We start from the raw sequence: 21892 nt of genomic DNA on the forward strand, positions 1-21892 counted from the left end.
ACCCCAACCCTCTCCCAAAAGGAGAGGGAGCCGTCCAGCGCTGTGTTCAGGTGCAGGTGTAAAGTCTGTGGCATCCAGAGCTACTTTTTAGCGTCGATTTTCCACTGCAGTAAACCATCAATATCCTTTTCCCCTTCGGCCTCTTTTAAGCGGCGCTGCTGCTCGGCAAACTGGACGTACTCGGCATGCGCTTTTTCATCTGCCTCTTTCTTGCTGACACTACCTGCGCCCTGTAACACATCACGGTCGTTAAATTGCAGGAACTGATCGAGCTTTTCCTGCCAGTCCCGCAGGAATACCTGCTGGCGACGCCGGGCCTGGTCTTCGGCAAAATCCAGCCACATATTGACCACTCGGTTGAGCTCGCTGACTTCGTCCTGATTGAGGTAGTTTTTCGCCACCGTCACATCGCTTTTACGCACCTCTTCACCTTTATAGCTGTTCAACCCCATATGAGGCTGGCTGGCATCGGCACGCTGATGGATAAGTTCGGCAGCGGTATGGCCGGTACAGGCAAAATGTAGCTTGTTCTGGATAGTTTGAAAAAACTGCGAGGTCTCTTTGAGTGAGGGCTGGTAGTCGGCGGCTAGCGCAAAGATCTCCCGCACCCGCAAATAAACCCGGCGCTCGCTGGCGCGGATATCGCGGATGCGTTCCAGCATCTCGTCGAAATAGTCAGGCACAGCCGATGTGCCAACGGGCGGATTTTTCAGCCGCTCGTCATCCATAACGAAGCCTTTGATCAGGTATTCCTGGAGAGTTTGGGTGGCCCACTGACGGAATTGGGTGCCCCGAGAAGAACGAACACGATAACCGACCGCAAGGATCACGGGCAGGCTATAGTGAAGCATATTGCGGCTTACCCTACGGTTCCCTTCCTGTTGAACTTGTAAGTAAGACTTACAGGTTGCGTTTTGTACAAGTTCACCTTCTTCGTAGATCGCTTTGATGTGTTGCGTAATGGCTTGCGGAGTGACCTGGTAAAGGTTCGCAATGGTCGCTTGAGGCAGCCACAATGTTTCGTGCTCAAAGCGGCATTCAACGCGCACCTCGCCGTCATCACTGGCAAACATCACAAATTCGCCTGCCGGGGATTGGGTTAAGTGTTTATCTGCCATGCCGCCTCCGCTTTATAATGCTGTGTCCGCTTAGTATGCCAGAGATACCTGTTGGAGCTCATTACACGAATGGCGTTTATTTTGCGTGCAGTTACGCAGAAACAACCGCTGACCTCGTCCTGGTTAAGGCCATGCAATGAACGCTTTATCAATACCCCCAGATTGATGCTAAAAGATCCCCCTTTATCCCTATGCGGCTCACAGATTCATTACTCGCCGTTATATTTCGACTTCTTTCAAATGTATACATCCTGTAATCTATTAAGAAAATACTAACTATGGTGGGCGTATGGCAGGGAAAGCCGTGATTTTACAAGGCGACAAAACCTCTCATGGTGGAGTCGTGTTACAGGGATCGTCTGTGATGCAGTTCTGCGGAACAAACGTAGCACTGGTGGGGCATTTGGTTTCCTGCCCGCTATGCAAAGGGGTTTTTCCCATTGTCACTGGCGCAGAAACCGCACTGGTCGGTGGGGTGCCTGTGGCGCTGGAAGGCATGAAAACCGCCTGCGGGGCCGCCCTTATTGCTTCACAACATGAATGTAATGCCTGACGGCAACGTCGTTCAGCGCTAATCACTCCGCCAGAACCGGCAGAGTCGCAAAATAATGGACAAGACTCTTTACCAGGGAGCAAGGATGCCGTGGCTACGTTAGATACGCTACAGACCGATTCAGACATTTCCCCACCGCGCACCTCACTCGCCGCTGGGCTACTTGCAACGCTGCATGGCAGTGAATATGCGGTGAGCCACGCGGATATCGCGCTGTTGCTGCGCGCCCTGCCGGAACAAGGCCGTGGCGTCACCCTCAACATTCTGCTGATTGATCGCCTGCTGCGGGAACTGGATCGGCGCCTGAGTGCCCAGATGGATGCCATCCTGCATGCTCCGGCGTTTCAGCGCCTGGAATCGACCTGGCGCGGGCTGGCCCTGCTGGTCGATAACATTCCGTTTCACGAGAACATTCAGCTGACGCTGCTCCATGCCACTCAGGAAGAGCTGCTGGCGGATTTCGAATTCTCCCCAGACATTACCTCCTCGGGCTATTACCAGCATGTCTATTCGGCAGGCTACGGCCAATTTGGTGGGGTGCCGGTAGCGGCGGTGATTGGCTGCTATGATTTCACCCCCGGTGCCGCCGATATCAAACTGCTGCACTACCTCAGCGTGGTCAGCGCCATGGCGCACGCGCCGTTTCTTTCGGCGGCAGACGCCACCTTCTTCGGCGTTGATTCATTGGCCGACCTGCCCGCCATTCTTGATTTGGATGCGGTCATGGCTGCACCGACACATCTGCGCTGGCAGGCACTCCGGGCTACCCCGGATGCCCGCTATCTGGGGCTGACCGTGTGCCGATTCTTGCAGCGCGAGCCTTATACCCCGGCGTCACAGCAGGTCCGGCAATTTGTCTATCAGGAACAGATTGCAATACATCAGCACCTGCTGTGGGGCAACAGCGCCTTTTTACTGGCGCTCTGCCTGGCGGGCAGCTTTGCCCGTTATCGCTGGTGCCCAAATATTATCGGGGCGGAGAGCGGCGGAGCGTTCCGTAACCTGCCCGCTCGCTACTATGCGGCGCTGGGGCGTTGGCAAGAAAAGATCCCAACCGAGACGCTGCTGTCGGACCAGTGGCAGTACCGCTTGTCGATGGCCGGGTTTATTCCGCTTGGGGTGCGCAAGCAAGGGCAGGACGTGGTGTTTTATTCGGCCAACTCAATCCAGTCGCCGCAATATACCGACCTCACGCCTGAGGGGATGAACGCCCGGGTCAATGACCAACTGGGGGCGCAACTGCCTTACCTGTTTATCATCACCCGGCTGGCGCATACCATCAAAGTGCTGCAGCGTGAACGGCTGGGTAGCTGGCGCAATCGGGGCGACCTGCAGCATCAGCTCAACAACTGGTTAAAACGCTTTGTCTCCGATCAGGAGAACCCACCAGCCAGCGTACGCAGCCGCCGCCCGTTACGCGCTGCACGCATTGAGGTGCAGGAAGTCGCGAATGATCCCGGCTGGTATCTGACACAGCTGCATGTGCAGCCGCATTTTAAACACATGGGCTCCAACTTCGTCCTCGCCTTGACCGGGCGCCTGGATAAATAACCTCCAAGACAGGATGTCTTCAGCATGAACCGGGATAAACATCGGCAATTCCCTCCAGCCCGTCGGCGCAAAGCGCTACACCAGGCTGCCGAGGTGCTGCAACAAACACATGCCCCGCTGGTTTCCTTCCTGACCGCACCCAACCACGATCCCGATGTGGAGCGACAATTGGAGGGCATGGCCTGGATGACCGGGCAGTTAGAGGGGCAGTTGGCAGACCAGCTACCGAACCTCACCCACCATATGCTGGCCCTGCTGTGGCCCTATTTTCTGCGGCCCACTCCCAGCATGACCGTGCTGGAATGGCAGCAGGATTACCTGTCGGATCCCGCGCAGGCTTGCCCCCAGATCGCCAAGGGGGCCACGGTGGTCAGTATCCCGCTGCCGGTGACAACCGGTAAGGAAACGCTACGGTGCCATTTCCGCACCTGCCGTGATACCCGGCTGTGGCCGTTACAGGTGCAGGCGGTAAGCCGCGAGCAACGGCACGGCCATGACAGCCTGTGCCTGCAACTGGTCACCACGGCGGATCGGCCCCTTGAACTCACTAGCCTGAACGGCCTGCGGCTGTATCTGGGGGAAGACCTGCACACCGGGCAACAGCTGCATTTGTGGCTGAGTGAATACCTGAGCCACGCCACGCTGGAAGTGGGGGGAAAGACGTGGCCGCTGCCTGAACTGGCGCTCACCCCGGTCGGTTTCAACGACGAAGAGGCGCTGCTGCCGTGGCCACAGAATGCCGATCCCGGCTATCGCCTGTTGCAGGAGCATGCCTGTTTCCCCAACGCCTTTTTATTTATGGACGTGACGGGCTTCCCTAGCCTACCTCCGCTATCAGCCTCTCACGGCTTTACCCTGCGGTTCACCTTCTCCCGGCCTTTACCGTCCGCCCTGGTTATCAACCGCCAGACGGTGCGCCTGCATTGCACGCCCGCCATCAACCTGTTTAGCCATTACGCTGACGGGGTCAGCCTCGATGGCACGCAGTCAGAGCTGCCGTTATTCCCCAGCGTGCGCCATCCCGAGGATTACGACGTGTTCTCGATAGATGAAGTGACCGGTGTATCAGCCCTGAGTGATACCCCCGCCGCTATGCGCCGTTTGAACGCTTCAGCCAGCAACAAGACGCGGGGTATTACCACGTGCGGGTCACATCGTCGCCCGTGGGGGGCTTGAACCATCACCTGGCGTTGATCCGCCACGGTGAAAACCTGGACAACCTGCCGCCGGAATCGGTGTCCGTCCGGCTGACGTGCAGCCACCGCCGCTTGCCGTTGCACCTGAAAGTAGGAGAACTCCGCCAACCGGCCACCGGCTGCCCACCGGGGGTGCGCGTACACAATATCACCCGCCCGTCGGTGCCCCTTAGCCCAAGGTTGGATGCCACCTTGCAGGCGGCCCTGCTGCGTAATCTCTCATTGAACAGCCGCTCACTGCTGACGCTGACGGCGCTGCGGCAGGTGCTGAGCGCCTGCGATCTGCCCGCCTGGCACAGTGAACTGGCGGCAGGCGTCTCCCGGCGGCGCAGAGCGGGGTTACTCAGCCTGAACGTACGCCCGGCTGAACGTCATATCGACGGTGTGCCGATCGATGGCCTGGCCTCGGTGCTTACGGTGCGGCTCCAAGGGGCGTTTGACTCGGAAGGCGAGCTCTATCTGTATGGCCGGGTACTGGCACGGTTCCTGGCCCAGCGTGCCAGCGTCAACCATTTCCATACCCTCACCGTGGTTAACCAAGATAATCAGGAGTCTTACCGCTTTCTATGATCCCCAGTGCAGAGCAGGAGCAGCAGCTCCAGGTTATCGCCGATAACGTTAGCCAGTATGACTTCTACCGCCTGGTGGAAGGGCTGAACCGGCTGGCAGGCATCGATCCGGCCCGCACGCTCGGCCTACCGCCGAACCGGGAAGCGTTGCGCTTTACCGCCGCTGCCGGGTTGGGCTTTGCCGCCAGCGATGTGGTGGCGTTGCAACATGAACCAGGTGGGCCGCTGCGCCTGGAGGTGAGCTTTCTGGGCCTGCAAGGCAGCCAGTCGCCCCTGCCCTATTACTATCTGGATGACATTGCCGGGAGCACGGCGCAGGGAGAGACGCGGCTCAACGATTTTCTGGCGGTGTTCAACCATCGGCCCCTGTCGTTGGCGCACCAGATTTGGCGCAAATACCGCTATGAGATCACCTTTAAACCGGGGGGCCGCGATGCCACCTCGGGGCGTATTTTTGCCCTGATAGGCCTGGGCCATCCGCAGACGCGAGAGCAGTTGGGCATCAATGCCGAAGCCATGCTGGCCTACGCCGGTCTTTTGGCCTCACCGGGTCGTTCGCCGGAGGTGATCGCTCGCCTGGTCGGCCACTTCTTTTCACTCCCGGACGTGACGGTGCAGTCTTGCATGCCCCACGTCATGACGTTGAGTGACGAGCAGCAAAATCGCCTGGGGCAGGTCACCGCCGTACGCGGGCAACGCCATCAACCCCGTTCGCTACTGGGGGGCAACTTTGTGATCGGTAGCCGGATGCGCGATCGCAGCGTCAAATTTCAGCTGTCGATCAATGAACTCACGCAGGAACAGTACCTGTCGTTTTTACCTGACGGTAAGCAGCATCGCCTGCTGGTCAATTTTGTCGAGTACATCCTGCGCGAACCGCTGGTCTGGGATCTGCGCCTGACGCTGGCACGGCATCAGGCGGGGGGACTGAAGCTCGGCGACACACAGCGGACCCAGTTGGGGTGGACCACCTTTGTGGGGCAACCCGAAGAGAAACCCTACACCCTGTTGCCTGTGCGCAGGTAGCCAACGTCAAGGATTGATATGAACTTTACCGATCATCTCAGAGAGGAACATGCCTACCTGCGTGCGCTGGCAGACAAAGTAGGGCAGGAAAAACCCGCACTGGCCGGGCAACTGGGCCGCCATGCGGGCGATCCGGATGTGGAATGCCTGATCCAGGGGGCGGCAATGCTGAATGCCGGGCTGCGTCAACGGCTGGAAGACGGCTTCCCCGAGGTCACGCAGGGGCATCTTGCGCGTACCTGGCCCTTCCCCTTGCGGCCTATTCCGGCCTGTGGCGTGGTGAACGTCAGCGCCAAAGCCAGCACGCTGGATGCGCCGTTAACCTTGCCCGCGGGAGAATCGCTCTCCCTGTTGTCCGACGGACGTACGCAGGTGTTCCAGACCTGCCATGCCTTGACGCTGCAGCCGCTGGCCCTGATTGACCGGCAGTTGCTGGTCACCAACTCCCACAGCGAGATCCGCCTGACGTTTCAGTATCAGGGGCCGGGTGACACTTGGCCAACCCAGCCGCTGTCGCTATTTCTGGGTGACGATCCACAGGTGGCGGCGACGCTGACCCTGTGGTGTGAACAACATCAGGACCGGCCCGTGCTACAGGTGGAAGGACGACAATGGGTGCTGGAGACGGTGTTGTCCTCCCCACGGCCCACTGCGGATAACCGCATTCTGCCGCACGAAGGGGAAACCACCTGGGCGCTGCAGAGCCTGGCCGAATACCTGTACCTGCCCCATGTGAATGATTTCCTGACGCTGGATTTTGGCCCGATGCACTCAGGGCTGACGTTGGGGAACAGCCGCACCTTTACCGTCATCCTCACGTTCAACGGGGAGATCCCACTCACCCAGGCCCAACTGGCGTCGGCCTTTATGCTGCACTGCGTCCCGGTGATCAGCCTGGCGGCACAGAAAAGCGCCCCCATACGGCTGCTACCCGGGCAGAGCGTTTACCCGCTGCCGTATGCCGACGATCGCTGGGTGTATGCCATCACCGGCGTCAGCATGCTGGAAGAGCCGGATACCCTGCGGCGGGGCCGACGGGTGCAATTCCAGCCCGACAGCGAACTGACGCCGGGATCGCGTTATGCACCCGACGCCGGGTTGGCGCTGTTTTACACCGTCCGGGTCAGCGGTGATGTCCTGGGGCGGATGCAGCATGAACTGGTGCTGTGCAACAGTGCCGGGGAGCCGCTGACCGAGCCCCCTTGCCGGGCCGTGGTCTGCGATCTGCTCACCACCTCGGCGCAATCTCCCACGTTACCGCTTGGCTCCCCTTTCCTACTCGGCATGGCGGTGACCGACACCTTGGACGTCACTACCGTCACCCGCTTTTCGACTCCTTACCCGGCGGTGGTGGACAGCCATCACCATTGGCGGCTGATGGCCTGCCTGTCGTTCAGCCCCGCGCTTCTCAACCACCGGGAAACGGTGCAGCGGGCGATCGACGATTTCTGCCTGCACGCCCGACACAACCTGCCCCAGGTCCGGCACATTCGCCGGGCGGTGGAGGGCATCACCGCCGTCAAGACCGAACCGGTGAATACCCTGATGGGGGAACGGCTGCGGCGCGGTTTACAGATGACCCTGACGCTCGATGACCAGGCGTTCGACAGCCCCGGCGAAGCCTACACCTTTGCGGCGGCGCTGAGCGTCTTCTTTACCCATTGCCTGACCACCAACAGCTTCCTGCTGCTGGATGTGATAACCGAACCTTCACAGCGGCGCTGGGCATTGCCCCTGGCGCGCGGCCAACGAGCCATGATGTGAGACACCACAAGGAGTGAACGATGGACAGCGGATTATTTTTCAGCAGCCAACTCGGTGAACTGCCTCCGGACACCTTTGACGTGGCCGGTTTTACCCTGGAAGAAGGGTTGTCGACCCTGTTTACCCTGACGGTGAACCTGGTCAGTACCCGGTCAGACATCGAACTGGAAGCACAGTTGCTGCAGCCGGGGGCGTTGACCGTCACCGTCAGTGGCAAGGAACAGCGCACGATCCCTGGGCTGATCGCCAGCCTGACTCAGGGAGAAAGCGGTTTTCGCCGCACCTACTATCAGGCGGTGATCCGCCCGGATGTCTGGGTACTGAGCCTGAAACAGGACAGCCGGATCTTCCATTTCCTGTCGGTGCCAGACATCGTCAATCAGGTATTGGATGAACACCGCATCCCTTACCAGAGCCATATCCAGCAGACCTATCCACCGCGTGAGTACGTGACCCAGAAGCGCGAAAGCGACCTGGACTTCATCCTGCGGCTGATGGCCGAGGTGGGGATCAGCTTTTGGTTTGAAGATAACGAACTGGTGTATGGCGATTCACATCTGAGCATGACGGAAGGTATCCCGTTGACCTTCAACCCGCATATCCAGTCGCCAACCCAGGGCGACATCGCCCATCGGCTGACCCTGGGGGCGTTCATGCAGTCACGGGAAAGCGTGCTCAAGGACCGCGAACACCGGCGGCCCGACCATCCTCTGCAGTTTAAGCAGAGCGACCCTGCATTGGGCGGCGAAGCCACCCAGTACTCGGTATTTGAGAGCTATGGCCGTTATCAGGATGACCAGACCGGGCCGCAGCTCAGCACCGTACGGCTGGAAGCCATGCAAGCGGGCACACAACAGGGCGCAGCAGAAACCAACAGCATCCGGCTGATGCCGGGCACGATTTTTACCTTGCAGGGCCACCCGGTGCAGGCGCGTAACGATCGCTGGCAGGTGATCTCCGTCAGCCACCGTGGGGAGCAGCCTGCCGCGCTGGAAGAAGAGAGTAACGGCAGCGGCACCACCTTCACCAACTCGCTGACCTTTGCGCCGGGGAATATCGACTGGCGGCCAAGCTACCGTTACAAACCGTTGGCCGACGGGGACGAGGTGGCCACGATCGTCGGGCCAAAGGGCGAGGAGCTGTACGTCAACGAACTGGGCTGGGTGCGGGTGCATTTCCACTGGAACCGTTACGACCCAGCGGATGAAAAGGCCTCCTGCTGGGTGCCGGTCTCCAACCAGTGGGCGGGAGACGGCTTTGGCTCGGTGACGCTGCCAAGGATTGGTCAGGAAGTGCTGATCAGCTACCTCAACGGCGATATCGATCGCCCGGTGGTGAGCGGGCGTTACTACAACGGCCTGAACAAACCGCCCTACCCGCTGCCCGCCAACAAGACCAAATCGGTCTGGCGCACCAAATCGCACAAGGCAGAGGGCTTTAACGAACTGTCGTTTGAGGATGAGGCGGGCAGCGAGGAGATTTATATTCATGCGCAGAAAGACCTCAAGGCCCTGGTCAACAACGATGCGCACTGGGACATTCGCGCCAACCAGAGCAGCAAGATTGGCGGCAACAGCCTGAGCGAAATCGAGGGCAACCGGGAAAGCCGCATCAAGGGCGAACTCACGCTCCACACCAGCGGCAAAAAGTCCGAACTGGCCGACGGCGAATCCCATTTGCAGGTTGGCAGCGCCTATGTGGTGAAAGCTGGGCAAGAAGTGTCGGTAGAAGCCGGGGCCAAAATCACCCTCTCGGCGGGCAGTGAGTTGACGCTCAAGGCAGGGGGGAGCTTTATCAAACTGGCACCGGGGGCCATTTTCACGTCTTCATCGTTGCAGGTGGGCAGTGGCTCTGCGGGCAGCGGACAGGGCGTCAACCTGAAGATGCCGGGTGTGGTGCCGTTGTTGGCGGCCCCCACGCTGATCCAGCAGGGTGTGCTTAGCAGTGATGCTCCTTATTGCGAAGAGTGTGAGAAATGTAAAGCCGGAGGTTGCCCGATAGATGAGGCCCCTGCCAAGCCGAGTGCCCAAGGTGCAAGCAGCGGCTTTGTACAGCAATCCGGTGGAGCGATGCCGGCAACGGCCAGTGTCTCTCAAGGGATGCCCGGCAGTGGCTGGGCCTCGGCAGGCGGTGTTTCTCAAGCGTTGCCTAACGTTGGCTCGCTGCCTATCAGCGGGCTGACCTCAATGGTTAACGCAGGCAACCTGTCTGGTGCCACAGGTAAAGACTATTTGAATATGCTCGGCGATCGGCTCAAAAGTTCGCAATCTGCTGATGTAGAAGAACTATTCAAAAAGATGGGCAAAAAGTCATGAGCAAAAGATCCGTTTTTTTGTTCTCGGGAGGAATGGATATCGTCCTCTTCGGCACGCTAGCTGGCCTGGCGCAGCCAGTTTAAGGCCGTTCTTTAATCAAGGAGAAGATGACCATGTCAAATCGTGTACAGGACTGGGTAAAAAACACGGCGGGTACACCGTTGTATGCCATCCTGGCCAATACCCATGGTGCGCAAGGCATCAAAGCCTATTACCGTGAGGACGGTAGCCGCACGCCGCACGGGCTTTACGCCAATACGCCCTATGCTAACTGGTTTGAAGTGATGCCGGTGCTGGTGCAGCTAAACGAAGGCAGCCCATTCTTACGCTGGGTGGCAGAAACCCCTTTACGCAACTGGGGCTGGCTGGCACGTTCGCCGTTGCCGCAGGCTGCCCTGGCGACCCACCTTGCCGGTTTGACGCAGGTGATCATGCCCAGCGGCAAAGCGGTGTTTTTCCGCTATTGGGATGGGCGTTATCTGCCAGCTTACCTGCGCTACTTTGGCGATGAGTGGCGCACTATCCTGCCGGTGTTCTCCGATTACTGGGTGAACGGCGAGGGTTTTACCTGCCCAGTGGATCCTTCTGCGCAGGCCCAGATTAGCCCCTGGTGGCTGGTGCCCCAAGGGATGGTAGATGCATTGCTGGATGAAGATCCAGAACCGCTGATCGCCAACCAGCTGACCTGGCTGCGCGAGAATGAGTTTGAACTCTATCAAGCCGTGCCAGAACCGGTTCTGCGCCAGATAGCGCTGCGACTTTACCCACAGGTCTGGCAACAGACGCCAGATCCGAAGAAGCGAACCGCACGGCTATCCCAGGCCCTGGTAGATGCGCTGAGCTGCCGTACCAATCCGTTTGAGGTGATCACCTTCAACGTTTCCTCTTTTCGACCGTGAGTAATGGACTATGACGACCGAATATATTGCGAGTATTGACAATGCCTTGCTGGGCTTCAAAAACAAGACCCTGCTGACCAAAGATTATCGGCAGGCTGTCAAGGAGTGGGCCGTCGCCAGCAAGCTTTCCGGCCTAATCGGTGGGCCGACGCTGGAGATGGAAAAGACCCTACGGCTCAACAATAACAAAACCGTGGCCTCTGAAGATGAGCGTAGTTTCGAGAGCAGTGTGGTTACCTGCCCGAAAAATGGTGAGATCAGAGTGGCCCTCGCCTATGAATCCACGTTTGAACTGCCCATCCCCGATGTGACTATCGAAGTCTATGAGAATACCGGTAAGAATAAGTATACCTTGGTGGGGACGAAGCAAACCGATGAACAAGGTGTGGCGCTCTTTCCTGATCTTACCGCTGGCAAAAAATACCGTGTTATTGCCACGGACAACCAGCTTGAACAGCACAACGACCAGATGCTGCAAGCCTATGATAACTTGATGCTGGATATGCACAGCATCTTATCGACGCGATGGCTTACGTACAAACCACAATGGCAAAAAGATAAGCTTGCTGAGGAGTTGTGGGGAGCCCTAAAAAAGGGAATGTACGCTGGGTTGTTCTCCATGTGGGATGATATCAAGCTGGCCTACCATGTGGCGACCAATGCAAAAGAGTACGGCCAGAAAATCTATGCGGAAGCCAGCAAGTACAAAGATCTCATTCCCGAACTGGATGAGCAAGACTTGGAAAAGCTGCTGGCGGGCAGCATGCAGATGACGCGTGAGTTGCTGGCGCTGTTTAATGACGAAGCTGCGTTGTATCTGCTTATGCGCTCGGTGGAGCTACAAGTGTACATGTACCCGTGGGGCACATTGCTGCGACCGGTGGTGGAGGCAGGAGGATCGCTGATCAGCGATAGCCTTATTGGCCTGGTTATCGGAGCCGTACTGTCCCTGGTGACCGGAGGGTTAGGGGTCGCGTTCCTGGTCTATAAAGTGGGGGCGGCGCTAAAAAAACTGGGTAATGTTGGGAAACTCATCTGGGATGGGCTCATGACTATCCTGCGAGCAACCGAGAAACTGGCTAAGTTTTTCTTTGAAAAGACCCGCCAGCCGAACCTCAAGCGACAGACCAATGCCGGTCTGAAACAGGATCGGGGAAACCACTTGGGGCCGACAAACCATACTCAAATGGTTGATAATTCAGGAACTGTGCATAACAATCCAGCGACTGACGGGGCAGGCAAGTCCACGGTGAACTCGCAGTGCACCCCCGGCAGCGGCTGTCCAGTCTCGCTGATCAACGGAGAAGAACTGCTCACCTTGGACGATGGGCAACTGATTGGCCTGACACCCTTTATCTTCCAGCGTCAGTACCGCACCACCGCGGTCGAACGCACATCGGTGTTTGGTTTTGGCTGGAGCCACAGCCTGCAACATCAGGTGGAGTTTATCGGTGATGAACTGCACTGGACCGATCACCAGACCCTCACCACCATTCTGCCGTTACCTACCGAAGTTTCCCCAAGTGGGCTTAACTATGTAGCCGGGGCCGCCGCCTATCTGGACGAGGAACCTGATAGCTACTGCCTGATGGCCGGTAGCATGGAAGGCTGGGTGCTGCATGTGCAGCGGCTGCCGGGCAAGACGACCGGGCTTATCACCGGCCTTTCACACCGCCAGTTGCGGTTGACCCTGCAATATCACGATGGCTTACCTGTTCGGCTGGAACATCCGGCTGGTGCAGCCTTGCAGTTCAGCTATCAGGAGCTGCCTCAGGGCTGGCGCCTGACGCAGCTGAGCCTGACCCCAGAATCGGGTCGGGAAGAGGCTCTCCATCCGCTGATGACCTATGAGTACGATGAGCGGGGGCAACTGAGTACCGCTATCAATGCGGCCGGGGAAGCCGAGCGTTATCAGTATCGTGATGACTATGTGTTCAGCCTACGGCAGTTGGCCGGCGGGGCCGAGTTTTATTGGGAATGGCAAGGGGAAGGCAAACAGGCCCGTGCTGTGCGCCATTGGAGCAACCTGCCGAACCTTGACCAACGTTTTCTGTGGGATGAGCAACCCGGGGCCGTCACCCTGGTCCATCAGGACGGTTCACGGGAGACCTGGCAACATGACACCCGCTTTCGCCGCCTGATAAAGAAGGTCGACCCAGACGGCGCGACCCACCTCAATGAATACGGTGAACGCGGTGAGCTGCTGAGTGAAACCGATCCGTTGGGCAACCGCACCGAATATGGCTATAACGGTGAACTGCAGTGCACCTGGGTGCGAACTCCTGACGGGCAAGAGACCCAATACCGTTATTCGCGGGGCCGAGTAGTAGAGAAAACCACCTGGAGCCTCGATCAGGAGGACAAGATCCGTGAACGGTATCGCTACGATACTCAGGGCAACCTGACGGAAGAAACCGATGCGTTGGGCAATACCTGCCACTACCTGTGGTCTGCACAAGGGGCACTCAACGAGGTGCAATACCCGGACGGCAGCCGCGAGCGCTTCGTTCGCGATGCGTTTGGCCAAGTGCTAGAACACCATCAGCGCAACGGGCTGACCCACTATTATCGTTACAACCTGCTGGGGCAGGTGATCCGGCACAGCGACAGCCCGCTGGACGAGGCGGGGGTCAACGGCATCCGTTATACCTGGAATGCCGCCAACCGGCTGGAGGCTATTCACGCGCCTGACGGCACAGTGCGCCACTATCGGTACAACGCCTACGGCAAGGTGACCAGCGAGCGTGATGAAAAGGGGCTGACCACCCAATACGAATACTATCCAAATTCCCGTTTAGTGAGCCGGGTGATATATCCCGACCTCAGCCAGGTGGAATACCGTTATGACAGTCCGAAGAGTTTAGTCAGCGACATCATCAACCAGAACGGTGAACACCATCGGTTGGCTTATCACCCCAACGGGTTGGTGAGTGAAGAACACACCGTTGACGGACGCCACTTCCTTTATGACTACGACCTGAACGGGCACCTGACCCAGCGCACCGAGTACGGCACCAGCCAGAGTGAACAGACCGCGCTGGTGACCCGCTACGAGCGGGATGCTGCCGGGAGGCTAGTTCGCAAAGTGTTGCCAGACGGTAAGGAAGTCAGCTACGCCTACGACACCTTTAACCGCTTACGGCTGGTGGACGACGGGCATTGGCCGCTGGCATATGGTTACGATGAAATTGGTCGTCTGACGGAGGAGTATCAGGGCTTTGCCAGCCTGTTTTACGGCTACGACAGCGCGGGTAACCTGACACGCCAACGCCTGCCCGACGGCAACCTGCTGGCGTACCACTACCAGCAGGGGCAGGTCTCACGCATTGACCTGAATGGCCGCATACTGAGTGAACACCAGTATCGCGGCGAGCGGGAAACCCGGCGCATTACCGGCGAAGTGGTAAGCGAGTTTGATTATGACGGGCAGCAACGCCTGCGCCATCAACGCGCTACCGCCGTGGTACAAGCAGAAATGGAGGGTGATGCCCCAGACGTGACGCCGGTGATGCAGCGCCGCTACGAGTACGACCCGGCAGGCAACCTGACGCAGATCCTCGACCCGCACAAAGGCAACCGGGAATACCGCTACGATAAGCAACATCGCCTGACCGAAGCGCTGCACCACCCGATAGCCTACCCCGAAGCCTTGCCGCAGGCGCTGCGCTGGCGGGGTATCAGTGAACAGTTTACGCACGATACAGCGGGTAACGTATTGGGGAACGATGCTGCCTCCCATGGAATACAAGTGCGTGGCAACCTGCTAAAGCAGAAAGGCGATGTGCGGTTCGAGTATGACGAATTTGGCAACCTGACACGTGAAGTGCGCAGCACCAAGCCACTGTGGGTGCGGGAGTTCCGTTATGACTGCCAGCACCGGCTGGTGGAGTTCATTGAACAACGCCAGGGGCAGAAAACCCACTTTGCCTATACCTATGATGCCTTTGGTCGACGCATCCAAAAGCAGGACCTACTAGCCCAACGGCCTAATGCCATAACCCGGTTCTTCTGGCAGGGTGAGCGGATGGTGGCAGAATGCGCCGACGATGATAATATCTTCACAGCGGATGACCCAAAACCGGCGCACCTGGCGACCTATAAAAGCTACCTGTACAGCCCCGGCAGCTTTGTGCCGTTGGCGCAGTTACTGGGCAAAGGACGCAAGTCGGAGATTTACTACTACCTGAATGACCACCTGGGCACCCCGCAGGAACTGGTCAACGGCAAAGGACAGATTGCCTGGAGCGCGGCGTACCGCGCCTACGGCAATCTGGCGGTAGCGTTCGTTGAATCTGTGCCGCAACCACTGCGTTTTCAGGGGCAGTACTTCGATGCAGAAAGCGGGTTGCACTATAACCGGCATCGTTATTACTCACCGGAGACCGCAAGGTTTATCACCCCTGACCCTATTGGGCTGGCCGGTGGGCTGAACCAGACGCAGTATGTGCCTAACCCTACTGGGTGGGTGGATCCGCTGGGGTTGACTAGTGTGAAGAGGGGGTGCCCTCCGGACTCAGATATACCGGCTGGGGTGAAGACGGGTGAGCCTGATATCCCTAAGATCACACGTGGTGCCGACGTTACACCTGAAGTTATTCACACAGCTTTAAAAGGAGATTCGCTCCAAACAGTACAGGGAATGGTTTCACTTCCTGCTGTTCAACGCTATGTTGACCGATTATTGAAAGGAGACATTGCACCTCCGATCAAAGTTGATGGTAATGTAATCGTTGAGGGTAACCATCGATATGTTGCAGGAAAGGTCGTTGGAGTCCTTCCTGAAATAGGTGCGGGGACATTGTCTCCAAGTAATATACCTAGAGTCAAGCCAATGCATGAAACAATAGTTGATCCAACTGATTGGGGCAATAATTAATGTTTATTATTAAATTTGAATCTGGAGAAGTTAAAGTTATCAATGCATCTAGTTTAGAGGGTTTCGATTTCTCTAGCGCATCTTTACACACGGCTGTTTTTGAGGGCTATATACTACGCCAAGCCAATTTTAAAAGCGCCAATTTACGAAGTGCTAATTTCTCCAACTGCGTTCTTGATTTTTCTGACTTTTCCAATTCATTGTTAATGAATGCTAATTTTTTAAATGCATCACTCATTAATTGCAATTTATCAAATGCAAAATTGATGGGGGCTTTTTTTCTTGGTTCAAATATGATTAACGCAAATTTATCTGAGGCTGACTTATTTTGTGTTAACTTTAACAACGCAAAGTTGAGTGGGGCTAACTTATCATCATCAAGAATTGAAACAGCTAGCTTTAATCAAGCTACTTATAATAGGCTTACAATATGGCCTGATAACTTCGATCCTGAAAGCAAAGGTGCATTATTGATTAAATAAAAATTTAAAGCCAGATTACCGGGAGTGCGCCCTATCGCACTTCCGGCAATCAGGCGGTAGCGTTCATTGAATCTGTGCCGCAACCGCTGCGTTTTCAGGGGCAGTACTTCGATGCTGAAAGCGGGTTGCACTATAACCGGTATCGTTACTACTCACCGGAGACGGCCCCGTTTATCACCCCTGACCCAATAGGGTTGGCGGGTGGGCTGAACCAGACAAGTACGTGCCTAACCCTACCGGGTGGGTTGATCCGCTGGGGTTGGCAGATGTGCCATGTAAAGGAATACCACATGGATTTAAAAGCTTTGGTCAATTCAAGCAGTTTGGTGAAGGTCTGCAAGGAGGACTAAGCAAATCGGGATATCCAGGTGCGGTGTCTTATATGCAAGGAAGTTCTGTGTCAGGCGTCAGCTTTTCAACCGGAAAACCGTTTGATCTTGGACGTATTAGTGATTTTGATGTTGCCATCTCACAACCTGATTTGTATAAAAAGGCAGAGTCATTGGGAATTGGTAAAGGAGGTAGAACTGGACCTATTGATATGGGTAGTGATATGGCTAAGGAATTAGGTATTGATGATACACTCCAGAAACTTTCTAGAATGTCAGGTAATAGGCCAGTAAATGTTATGATATTTTCATCCCCTGAAAACATCAAGCTCAAAGGGAAAGGAATTAGAATACCTGGCAAACATGGTGGATAACGAATGAAAAAGTCATATTATTTGAAATACGGAAGTGATAAAACAAAAGAAGAACTAAAGGAACTGCTTGAAAAGAAATGGGATATCACATGTGTAGAGCATGATAGTTCCTATTTTGGAGTTTACTTTAATTACTCTGGTCTCTATGCAGATAAATTAACCATTACCGACAATTACATTGCGAGCTCTCAAGAATGGTTATATGAAGACAACAAGGAACTTATATCATTGATAAATATATCAATTTTCAATGGAAAAAACACTGAAAAACTGAGTCGATATAAATTCATTAAGAATGTTTTTGCTCAATTAAATGTAAGCTCTGTTATTAGTGATAAATGTGTAGAGGAAGATTGATAATTAAAATCCCGGAAAGAGTATTTATATAACCTTCCGGGTTTTATTGTTATATCCCAAGAGTGACAGAACTAGGTTTGTGTTTTATAAAAAAACCAATGAGGCTGTCAGATATAATACTGGAAAACTAATGGATTGGGTTAGGTTCGAGTTGCCCAATACAGTCGCTCCAGTTATTCATCGTTTTCTTACAACTTTATACCAAGTTAGTAAATATATCCTAGGAGCCAAGGAGTGATGAAAGAGAACATTGACCTTCAGCCGATCAGGGTTCCTACAGGATGGGCCATTAGCATTAATAATTTTTTCAACATAGACCCTGTAGATGAGTACATTGATTACTTTTATTCCTCAGTGTTAATTAGTGGTTATAGTAAGTTGATGAGGCTAAGCTTTGACTCCAGGTATGAGCCAGTAGGAGCTCCTAACGGAGACTTTGTTTTAGTCATGCAAAATAACGAATATGATAAAAAAGGAAAAATTATAAATATTGAGGTTATTGGAATTGTAAAAACAAAAAAAAGGCATAAGTTTGTAAAATGCTTGGAATATTTTATGAAAGAAGGGGGTACGTTACCTTTTTATTAGGGTTGATTTCGAAAAATAAAAACAGAGAGAGAATATAAAATTCCTTTCGGTTTTATTTTTAGGTTGTCATAAAAAACACCAGCTCAAACTGATGTCGTAAGATATCGATCTTGGAAATATTAATGATCAGTTGGGAATTCAGCCAAAGTTGGTCGAAGAAAGTGTTTAGTATTAAATGCTTGTATATATTCCAGGAAGATAGCAGCACGAGCAAGTCAGGTTTTGAAATCATAGATAGGAAATGACAAAATGAAAGATATTGTTTTTTGGAATCAGTTCCCAATAGGTGTTTTAACCGATGTGAAATGTGATAACTTCTATTACTATGGTAAATGGAAACCACTGTATGAAGAGGGGGTTGGAAGATTTTTGCAAGAATTAGATGAAAATGAGGAAGCTTATGTATGTGTTGGTAGCGCAGAGAGCGGTATGGTAGGAGTCGTACGTGAAGCCCCTGAAACTAGTTTGGATTATACCGTTTTTGGTTCTTATAAAGATATTAGTACTGTTGTGCATAATTCTAAATACTATGAGTCACTTTTTTATGGCAACCAAGAAAATTAAACAACTGGATTGTAAAATATAGATCATTATAGATTCATTGTTCAAATAGTTAGTGTTTGGAATTGAGTGAAAGCCGGAAAGTTCTAAAACAGGAGCTTTCCGGCAGCCTAAATGACTATGAGCTTACCTCGTGATGGTTAATAAATAGAAGGGGTAATCTCAGATTTAAAAAAATGTTTTATAAAAAACAACTTTAAATATAGATAAAGAGACCTGGGGTGAGCAATTTAACTGTTTTCTGGAATAGAGAGAAAGTAGGGGTTTTAGTCAAAGCCAAGACGGATAACTTTTATTTTTATGGAGAGTGGCGTCCTGAAGAAAATGAATCACTGAACCTATTTTTTGATGAAATAAGCAAGGGCGAAGAAGCATTTGTATGCATTGGAGATGCGGATAGTGGAATGGTTGGGGTTGTATATACAATCCCAGAAGAGGACCTTGAGGTTACAGTTTTCGGTTCTTATAAAGAAATTAACACTGTAGTTCATGATCCATCTTATTACGAGTCGCTATTTTTTAAAAATCAAAAAGAATAGTGAAATTTAATAGGTGAAGAAACTATTGTAGTAGAGGAAAGGATGGCAATTGGCAAGTTATCCTATTCCTTTAACGCTTTAATAGGCACTGATACTATAGAGATAACAGGTCGGTGGAAAGGGGAAACCCCAGAGGGCCTACGGTGATAAGGTTTTTGAAGGATATAGGAATGAATAATAACATGATATATTGGAGAGGGGTTTGTATTGGGGAAATGATTAATCCGATAGTCGATAATTTTGATGTTTTTGGTAAATGGAAGCAAAATGGAAATGCTAATGAACAAGCGTCACTCATAAAGGAAATAGAAGATAATGAGGAGGCGTACATATGCTTTGGGAATGTTAAAAGTGGTTTTATAGCTACGGTGGTTGAAGTTCCTGATGATTACATAGATATTAGATGTCGAGGTCATTATGAGGATATGCAAACTTTGACCCATACACCAGAGTATTATGATGTGCTTATTCGAAAGAGAAAGCATGATGGTTGATTCTTATATTTTTCAAGTGTAAATTAACCGTATTTGGCATCGAAAATATGATGTTTATTTGATATTTAATTGTTGGATTGCCTGAGATGTTATATACCACATCTCGGCAATCTGGCGGTAGTGCTCGTGGATTCTGTTCCGTAGTCGCTACGTTTTCAGGGGCAGTACTTCGACACGGAGAGCGGACTGTACTATTACCGACATCTTTATTACTCGCCGGACACCACGGTTAACATGCCTGACTCAATTGGGCTGACTAGGAGGCTGAATTAGCCCCAATATGGGCCTAACATACCGGTAACAAACCAGTAAATGTTATGGTTTTTTCACTTCCTGAGAATATCACAGGAAAAGGAATTAGAATGCCTGGCAAACATGGTGGATAATATATGAAAAAATCATATTATTTAAAATACGGCAGTGATAAAACCAAAGAAGAGTTGAAGGAACTGCTAGAAAAAATGGGACATCATATGTGCAGAGCATGATAGTTCCTACTTTGGAGTTTATTTTAATTACTCTGGTCTCTATGCAGATAAATTAACCACTACAGACAATTACATTGCAAGCCCTAAGGAATGGTTACATGAAAACAATAAGGAGTTTACGTCATTGATAAATGTATCAAGTTTCAATAGAAAAATACTGAAAAACTGAGTCAATATAAAGTCATCAAAAATGTTTTTGTTCCATTAAATATAGATTCAGTTATTGGTGATAAATGTATAGAGGAATATTGATGATTAAAAAATCCGGAAATAGCCACCCAAGATATTTCCTGATTTTATTGTTGCATTCCTTGCTCTTATCTTTATTTCCCCAAATCATTCATCTAACTTGGTTGATGAAATTAATTGTGAAAAAAATCCTCCCTTGGTAAAGAGTATGCTGAGTATTGCAAATGATATTATGGTGACTATTACAGTATCGCGACGAACATGTGTTCAGCCTACGGCAGTTGGCCAGCAGGGCCGAATTTTACTGAGAATGGCAGGAGGAAGGCAAACAGGCCCTCACGATGCACCACTGGAACAACCTGCCTAACCTTGGCCAGCGTTTTTGTGAGATGAGTAACCCGGAGTCGTCACCGTGGTCCATCAGGACGGTTCACGGGAGACCTGGCAACATGACACCCACTTCCTACCAACAACAAATTGGCTTCCGATTATCGTAGACCGTTGATAAAGTGACCGACGGGTAGGCGAAGGGAAACCAACATGGTCGAACGTATTGATTACCAGATTGAAAAATATAGCTTCGCGGAAGTTAATGAAACGCCGCGTATTGCGCAGCAATGGGCTGAAGTCCTCAAAGAATGCCGCCAGGTGCGGGCTGGAAGTATCGAGCGTCTGCGCATCGCATTGCTGAATGTGGATTATGTCACCAGCTTTGAACTGCCTTTTCGTCTGCTGTTGGTACGTGCCCCACAACTGATTGCCGAGCTGCGTGATGAACTGCAACTCAGTCAGAAAAGCGCAGTGTTCAACGGCAAGCGTTTTGGCTGTGTTTACAGCGTGAAGTCAGATTTAAGTAAGGTACCGGATGAATTTCAATACCGTCTGTCAACCCGCATTCGCAGGGAAGTATCGTCAGGCGAAACCGCAGAGCCTTACCGGGAGATAGCCAGGGAGATAAAAATGCCGCGCGAGCGGCTTAAAAAGGCGCTTGAGAACGGACTCGCGGTAACGGCGCTGGATGGTCTGTTTTGGTTCGGTATGCAGCGAATCGCAGCCGACGTGGCGGTACTCAGAAAAAAGGGGATGCGTATTGTGACTTCAGAGGTTCAAGCATGGGACAGTCTCACCGCTACCCTCCGCCCCATCCCGGTATACCGCGGCGTCTGATACGCGATCACAGGAGTCGCATTTGATAGCTAGCGCTATTGAATTTACTTAGTTTTATCGTGTTGGATTTTGGTTGGTGCCCCCTGTTGTGCCCCCAAATGATTTTGCTTGTGGAGAGTGGGGCATACAAGGCAGATCAGGGGCCTAAGGTGAATTGCGGTTGCTCCAACCTAGTAAGCCGACTCAGAACGAATTTATCGTGAGTCTTAACGATTGCTTTCGTGATAAATGTCTGAATGAGCACTGGTTCAGCGACATCATTCATGCCAGAAAAATCATTAATGAATAGCGTCAGGACTATACATTCAGCACCGAATTACCTAACACCGCTGGAGTTTGCATCCAACTAACGAAATGGTGGAATTAGAAATAATAAATTCGATATTATCATCTAATGTATTGTATTTAACCCTTGGATTAACCATTTAATATTGAAATTTCATTAACTAATGAAAAA

General features: G+C 52.8%; 17 protein-coding genes and 3 pseudogenes. 19 read left to right on the forward strand and 1 reads right to left on the reverse strand.

The window, feature by feature from the left end; all coding sequences use genetic code 11:
* Window positions 1–80: 80 nt before the first annotated feature.
* A complete protein-coding gene (locus D9980_RS19375) occupies window positions 81–1118 on the reverse strand; it encodes a virulence RhuM family protein (protein ID WP_121608176.1) in 1038 nt (345 codons plus the stop codon).
* A gap of 289 nt (window positions 1119–1407) precedes the next feature.
* Here D9980_RS19375 and D9980_RS19380 point away from each other — a divergent pair, with 289 nt between their 5' ends.
* The 19 genes and pseudogenes from D9980_RS19380 to D9980_RS19470 all read left to right on the forward strand — a co-directional run.
* Entirely contained in the window at window positions 1408–1671 is a 264-nt protein-coding gene (locus tag D9980_RS19380; protein WP_024484455.1) for a PAAR domain-containing protein, read from the forward strand.
* A gap of 90 nt (window positions 1672–1761) precedes the next feature.
* On the forward strand, window positions 1762–3222 hold the full coding sequence (gene tssC, locus D9980_RS19385) for a type VI secretion system contractile sheath large subunit (RefSeq protein ID WP_162304292.1): 1461 nt from the start codon (window positions 1762–1764) through the stop codon (window positions 3220–3222).
* 24 nt (window positions 3223–3246) lie between these two features.
* Window positions 3247–4988: pseudogene (gene tssF, locus D9980_RS19390) on the forward strand (type VI secretion system baseplate subunit TssF).
* Entirely contained in the window at window positions 4985–6013 is a 1029-nt protein-coding gene (gene tssG / locus D9980_RS19400) for a type VI secretion system baseplate subunit TssG (protein ID WP_059199175.1), read from the forward strand. The pseudogene tssF (D9980_RS19390) and the gene tssG overlap by 4 nt, the downstream one beginning before the upstream one ends.
* 18 nt (window positions 6014–6031) lie before the next feature.
* Window positions 6032–7777 (forward strand): type VI secretion system baseplate subunit TssF, encoded by a 1746-nt coding sequence (tssF, locus tag D9980_RS19405; protein ID WP_121608180.1) that lies wholly within the window; start codon window positions 6032–6034, stop codon window positions 7775–7777.
* Window positions 7778–7797: 20 nt separating this feature from the next.
* Window positions 7798–10092, forward strand: a complete 2295-nt coding sequence (tssI, locus tag D9980_RS19410) for a type VI secretion system tip protein TssI/VgrG (protein WP_121608181.1) — start codon at window positions 7798–7800, stop codon at window positions 10090–10092.
* Between the two features lie 113 nt (window positions 10093–10205).
* Window positions 10206–10991, forward strand: a complete 786-nt coding sequence (locus D9980_RS19415; protein WP_162304293.1) for a DUF4123 domain-containing protein — start codon at window positions 10206–10208, stop codon at window positions 10989–10991.
* Between the two features lie 10 nt (window positions 10992–11001).
* A complete protein-coding gene (locus D9980_RS19420; RefSeq protein WP_121608183.1) occupies window positions 11002–15867 on the forward strand; it encodes an RHS repeat-associated core domain-containing protein in 4866 nt (1621 codons plus the stop codon).
* Entirely contained in the window at window positions 15867–16349 is a 483-nt protein-coding gene (locus D9980_RS19425) for a pentapeptide repeat-containing protein (RefSeq protein ID WP_121608184.1), read from the forward strand. Before D9980_RS19420 ends, D9980_RS19425 begins: the two co-directional genes overlap by 1 nt.
* An 80-nt stretch (window positions 16350–16429) precedes the next feature.
* Window positions 16430–16614: pseudogene (locus D9980_RS27090) on the forward strand (RHS repeat-associated core domain-containing protein); the annotation flags it as partial.
* Window positions 16615–16617: 3 nt separating this feature from the next.
* Window positions 16618–17052: a hypothetical protein gene (locus D9980_RS27095; protein WP_238393741.1), complete on the forward strand. Its 435-nt coding sequence runs from the start codon at window positions 16618–16620 to the stop codon at window positions 17050–17052.
* Window positions 17053–17055: 3 nt separating this feature from the next.
* Window positions 17056–17409 (forward strand): hypothetical protein, encoded by a 354-nt coding sequence (locus tag D9980_RS19435; RefSeq protein ID WP_121608185.1) that lies wholly within the window; start codon window positions 17056–17058, stop codon window positions 17407–17409.
* A 237-nt stretch (window positions 17410–17646) separates the two neighbouring features.
* On the forward strand, window positions 17647–17997 hold the full coding sequence (locus tag D9980_RS19440; protein ID WP_121608186.1) for a hypothetical protein: 351 nt from the start codon (window positions 17647–17649) through the stop codon (window positions 17995–17997).
* Window positions 17998–18246: 249 nt separating this feature from the next.
* Window positions 18247–18561: a hypothetical protein gene (locus tag D9980_RS19445; RefSeq protein WP_121608187.1), complete on the forward strand. Its 315-nt coding sequence runs from the start codon at window positions 18247–18249 to the stop codon at window positions 18559–18561.
* A gap of 218 nt (window positions 18562–18779) precedes the next feature.
* Window positions 18780–19097: a hypothetical protein gene (locus D9980_RS19450; protein ID WP_121608188.1), complete on the forward strand. Its 318-nt coding sequence runs from the start codon at window positions 18780–18782 to the stop codon at window positions 19095–19097.
* A gap of 170 nt (window positions 19098–19267) precedes the next feature.
* On the forward strand, window positions 19268–19591 hold the full coding sequence (locus tag D9980_RS19455; protein WP_121608189.1) for a hypothetical protein: 324 nt from the start codon (window positions 19268–19270) through the stop codon (window positions 19589–19591).
* A 186-nt stretch (window positions 19592–19777) separates the two neighbouring features.
* On the forward strand, window positions 19778–19864 hold the full coding sequence (locus D9980_RS27340) for a hypothetical protein (protein WP_370454351.1): 87 nt from the start codon (window positions 19778–19780) through the stop codon (window positions 19862–19864).
* A gap of 944 nt (window positions 19865–20808) precedes the next feature.
* Window positions 20809–21435: a DNA-binding protein gene (locus tag D9980_RS19465; RefSeq protein ID WP_121608190.1), complete on the forward strand. Its 627-nt coding sequence runs from the start codon at window positions 20809–20811 to the stop codon at window positions 21433–21435.
* Window positions 21436–21586: 151 nt separating this feature from the next.
* Window positions 21587–21785, forward strand: a pseudogene (locus D9980_RS19470) (integrase core domain-containing protein); the annotation flags it as partial.
* Between the last annotated feature and the right edge of the window lie 107 nt (window positions 21786–21892).

The organism is Serratia sp. 3ACOL1, from assembly GCF_003668775.1.
Classification (GTDB): Bacteria; Pseudomonadota; Gammaproteobacteria; order Enterobacterales; family Enterobacteriaceae; genus Chania; species Chania fonticola.

Excerpts from the sequence above, each read along its gene's own strand:
- D9980_RS19435 (WP_121608185.1), top strand. The coding sequence starts at position 17,056 with ATGAAAAAGTCATATTATTTGAAATACGGAAGTGATAAAACAAAAGAA.
- D9980_RS19415 (WP_162304293.1), top strand. The coding sequence starts at position 10,206 with ATGTCAAATCGTGTACAGGACTGGGTAAAAAACACGGCGGGTACACCG.
- tssF (WP_121608180.1), top strand. The coding sequence starts at position 6,032 with ATGAACTTTACCGATCATCTCAGAGAGGAACATGCCTACCTGCGTGCG.
- D9980_RS19375 (WP_121608176.1), bottom strand. The coding sequence starts at position 1,118 with ATGGCAGATAAACACTTAACCCAATCCCCGGCAGGCGAATTTGTGATG.
- D9980_RS19420 (WP_121608183.1), top strand. The coding sequence starts at position 11,002 with ATGACGACCGAATATATTGCGAGTATTGACAATGCCTTGCTGGGCTTC.
- D9980_RS19380 (WP_024484455.1), top strand. The coding sequence starts at position 1,408 with ATGGCAGGGAAAGCCGTGATTTTACAAGGCGACAAAACCTCTCATGGT.
- tssI (WP_121608181.1), top strand. The coding sequence starts at position 7,798 with ATGGACAGCGGATTATTTTTCAGCAGCCAACTCGGTGAACTGCCTCCG.
- D9980_RS19465 (WP_121608190.1), top strand. The coding sequence starts at position 20,809 with ATGGTCGAACGTATTGATTACCAGATTGAAAAATATAGCTTCGCGGAA.
- D9980_RS19425 (WP_121608184.1), top strand. The coding sequence starts at position 15,867 with ATGTTTATTATTAAATTTGAATCTGGAGAAGTTAAAGTTATCAATGCA.
- D9980_RS19440 (WP_121608186.1), top strand. The coding sequence starts at position 17,647 with ATGAAAGAGAACATTGACCTTCAGCCGATCAGGGTTCCTACAGGATGG.
- D9980_RS19445 (WP_121608187.1), top strand. The coding sequence starts at position 18,247 with ATGAAAGATATTGTTTTTTGGAATCAGTTCCCAATAGGTGTTTTAACC.
- D9980_RS19455 (WP_121608189.1), top strand. The coding sequence starts at position 19,268 with ATGAATAATAACATGATATATTGGAGAGGGGTTTGTATTGGGGAAATG.
- tssG (WP_059199175.1), top strand. The coding sequence starts at position 4,985 with ATGATCCCCAGTGCAGAGCAGGAGCAGCAGCTCCAGGTTATCGCCGAT.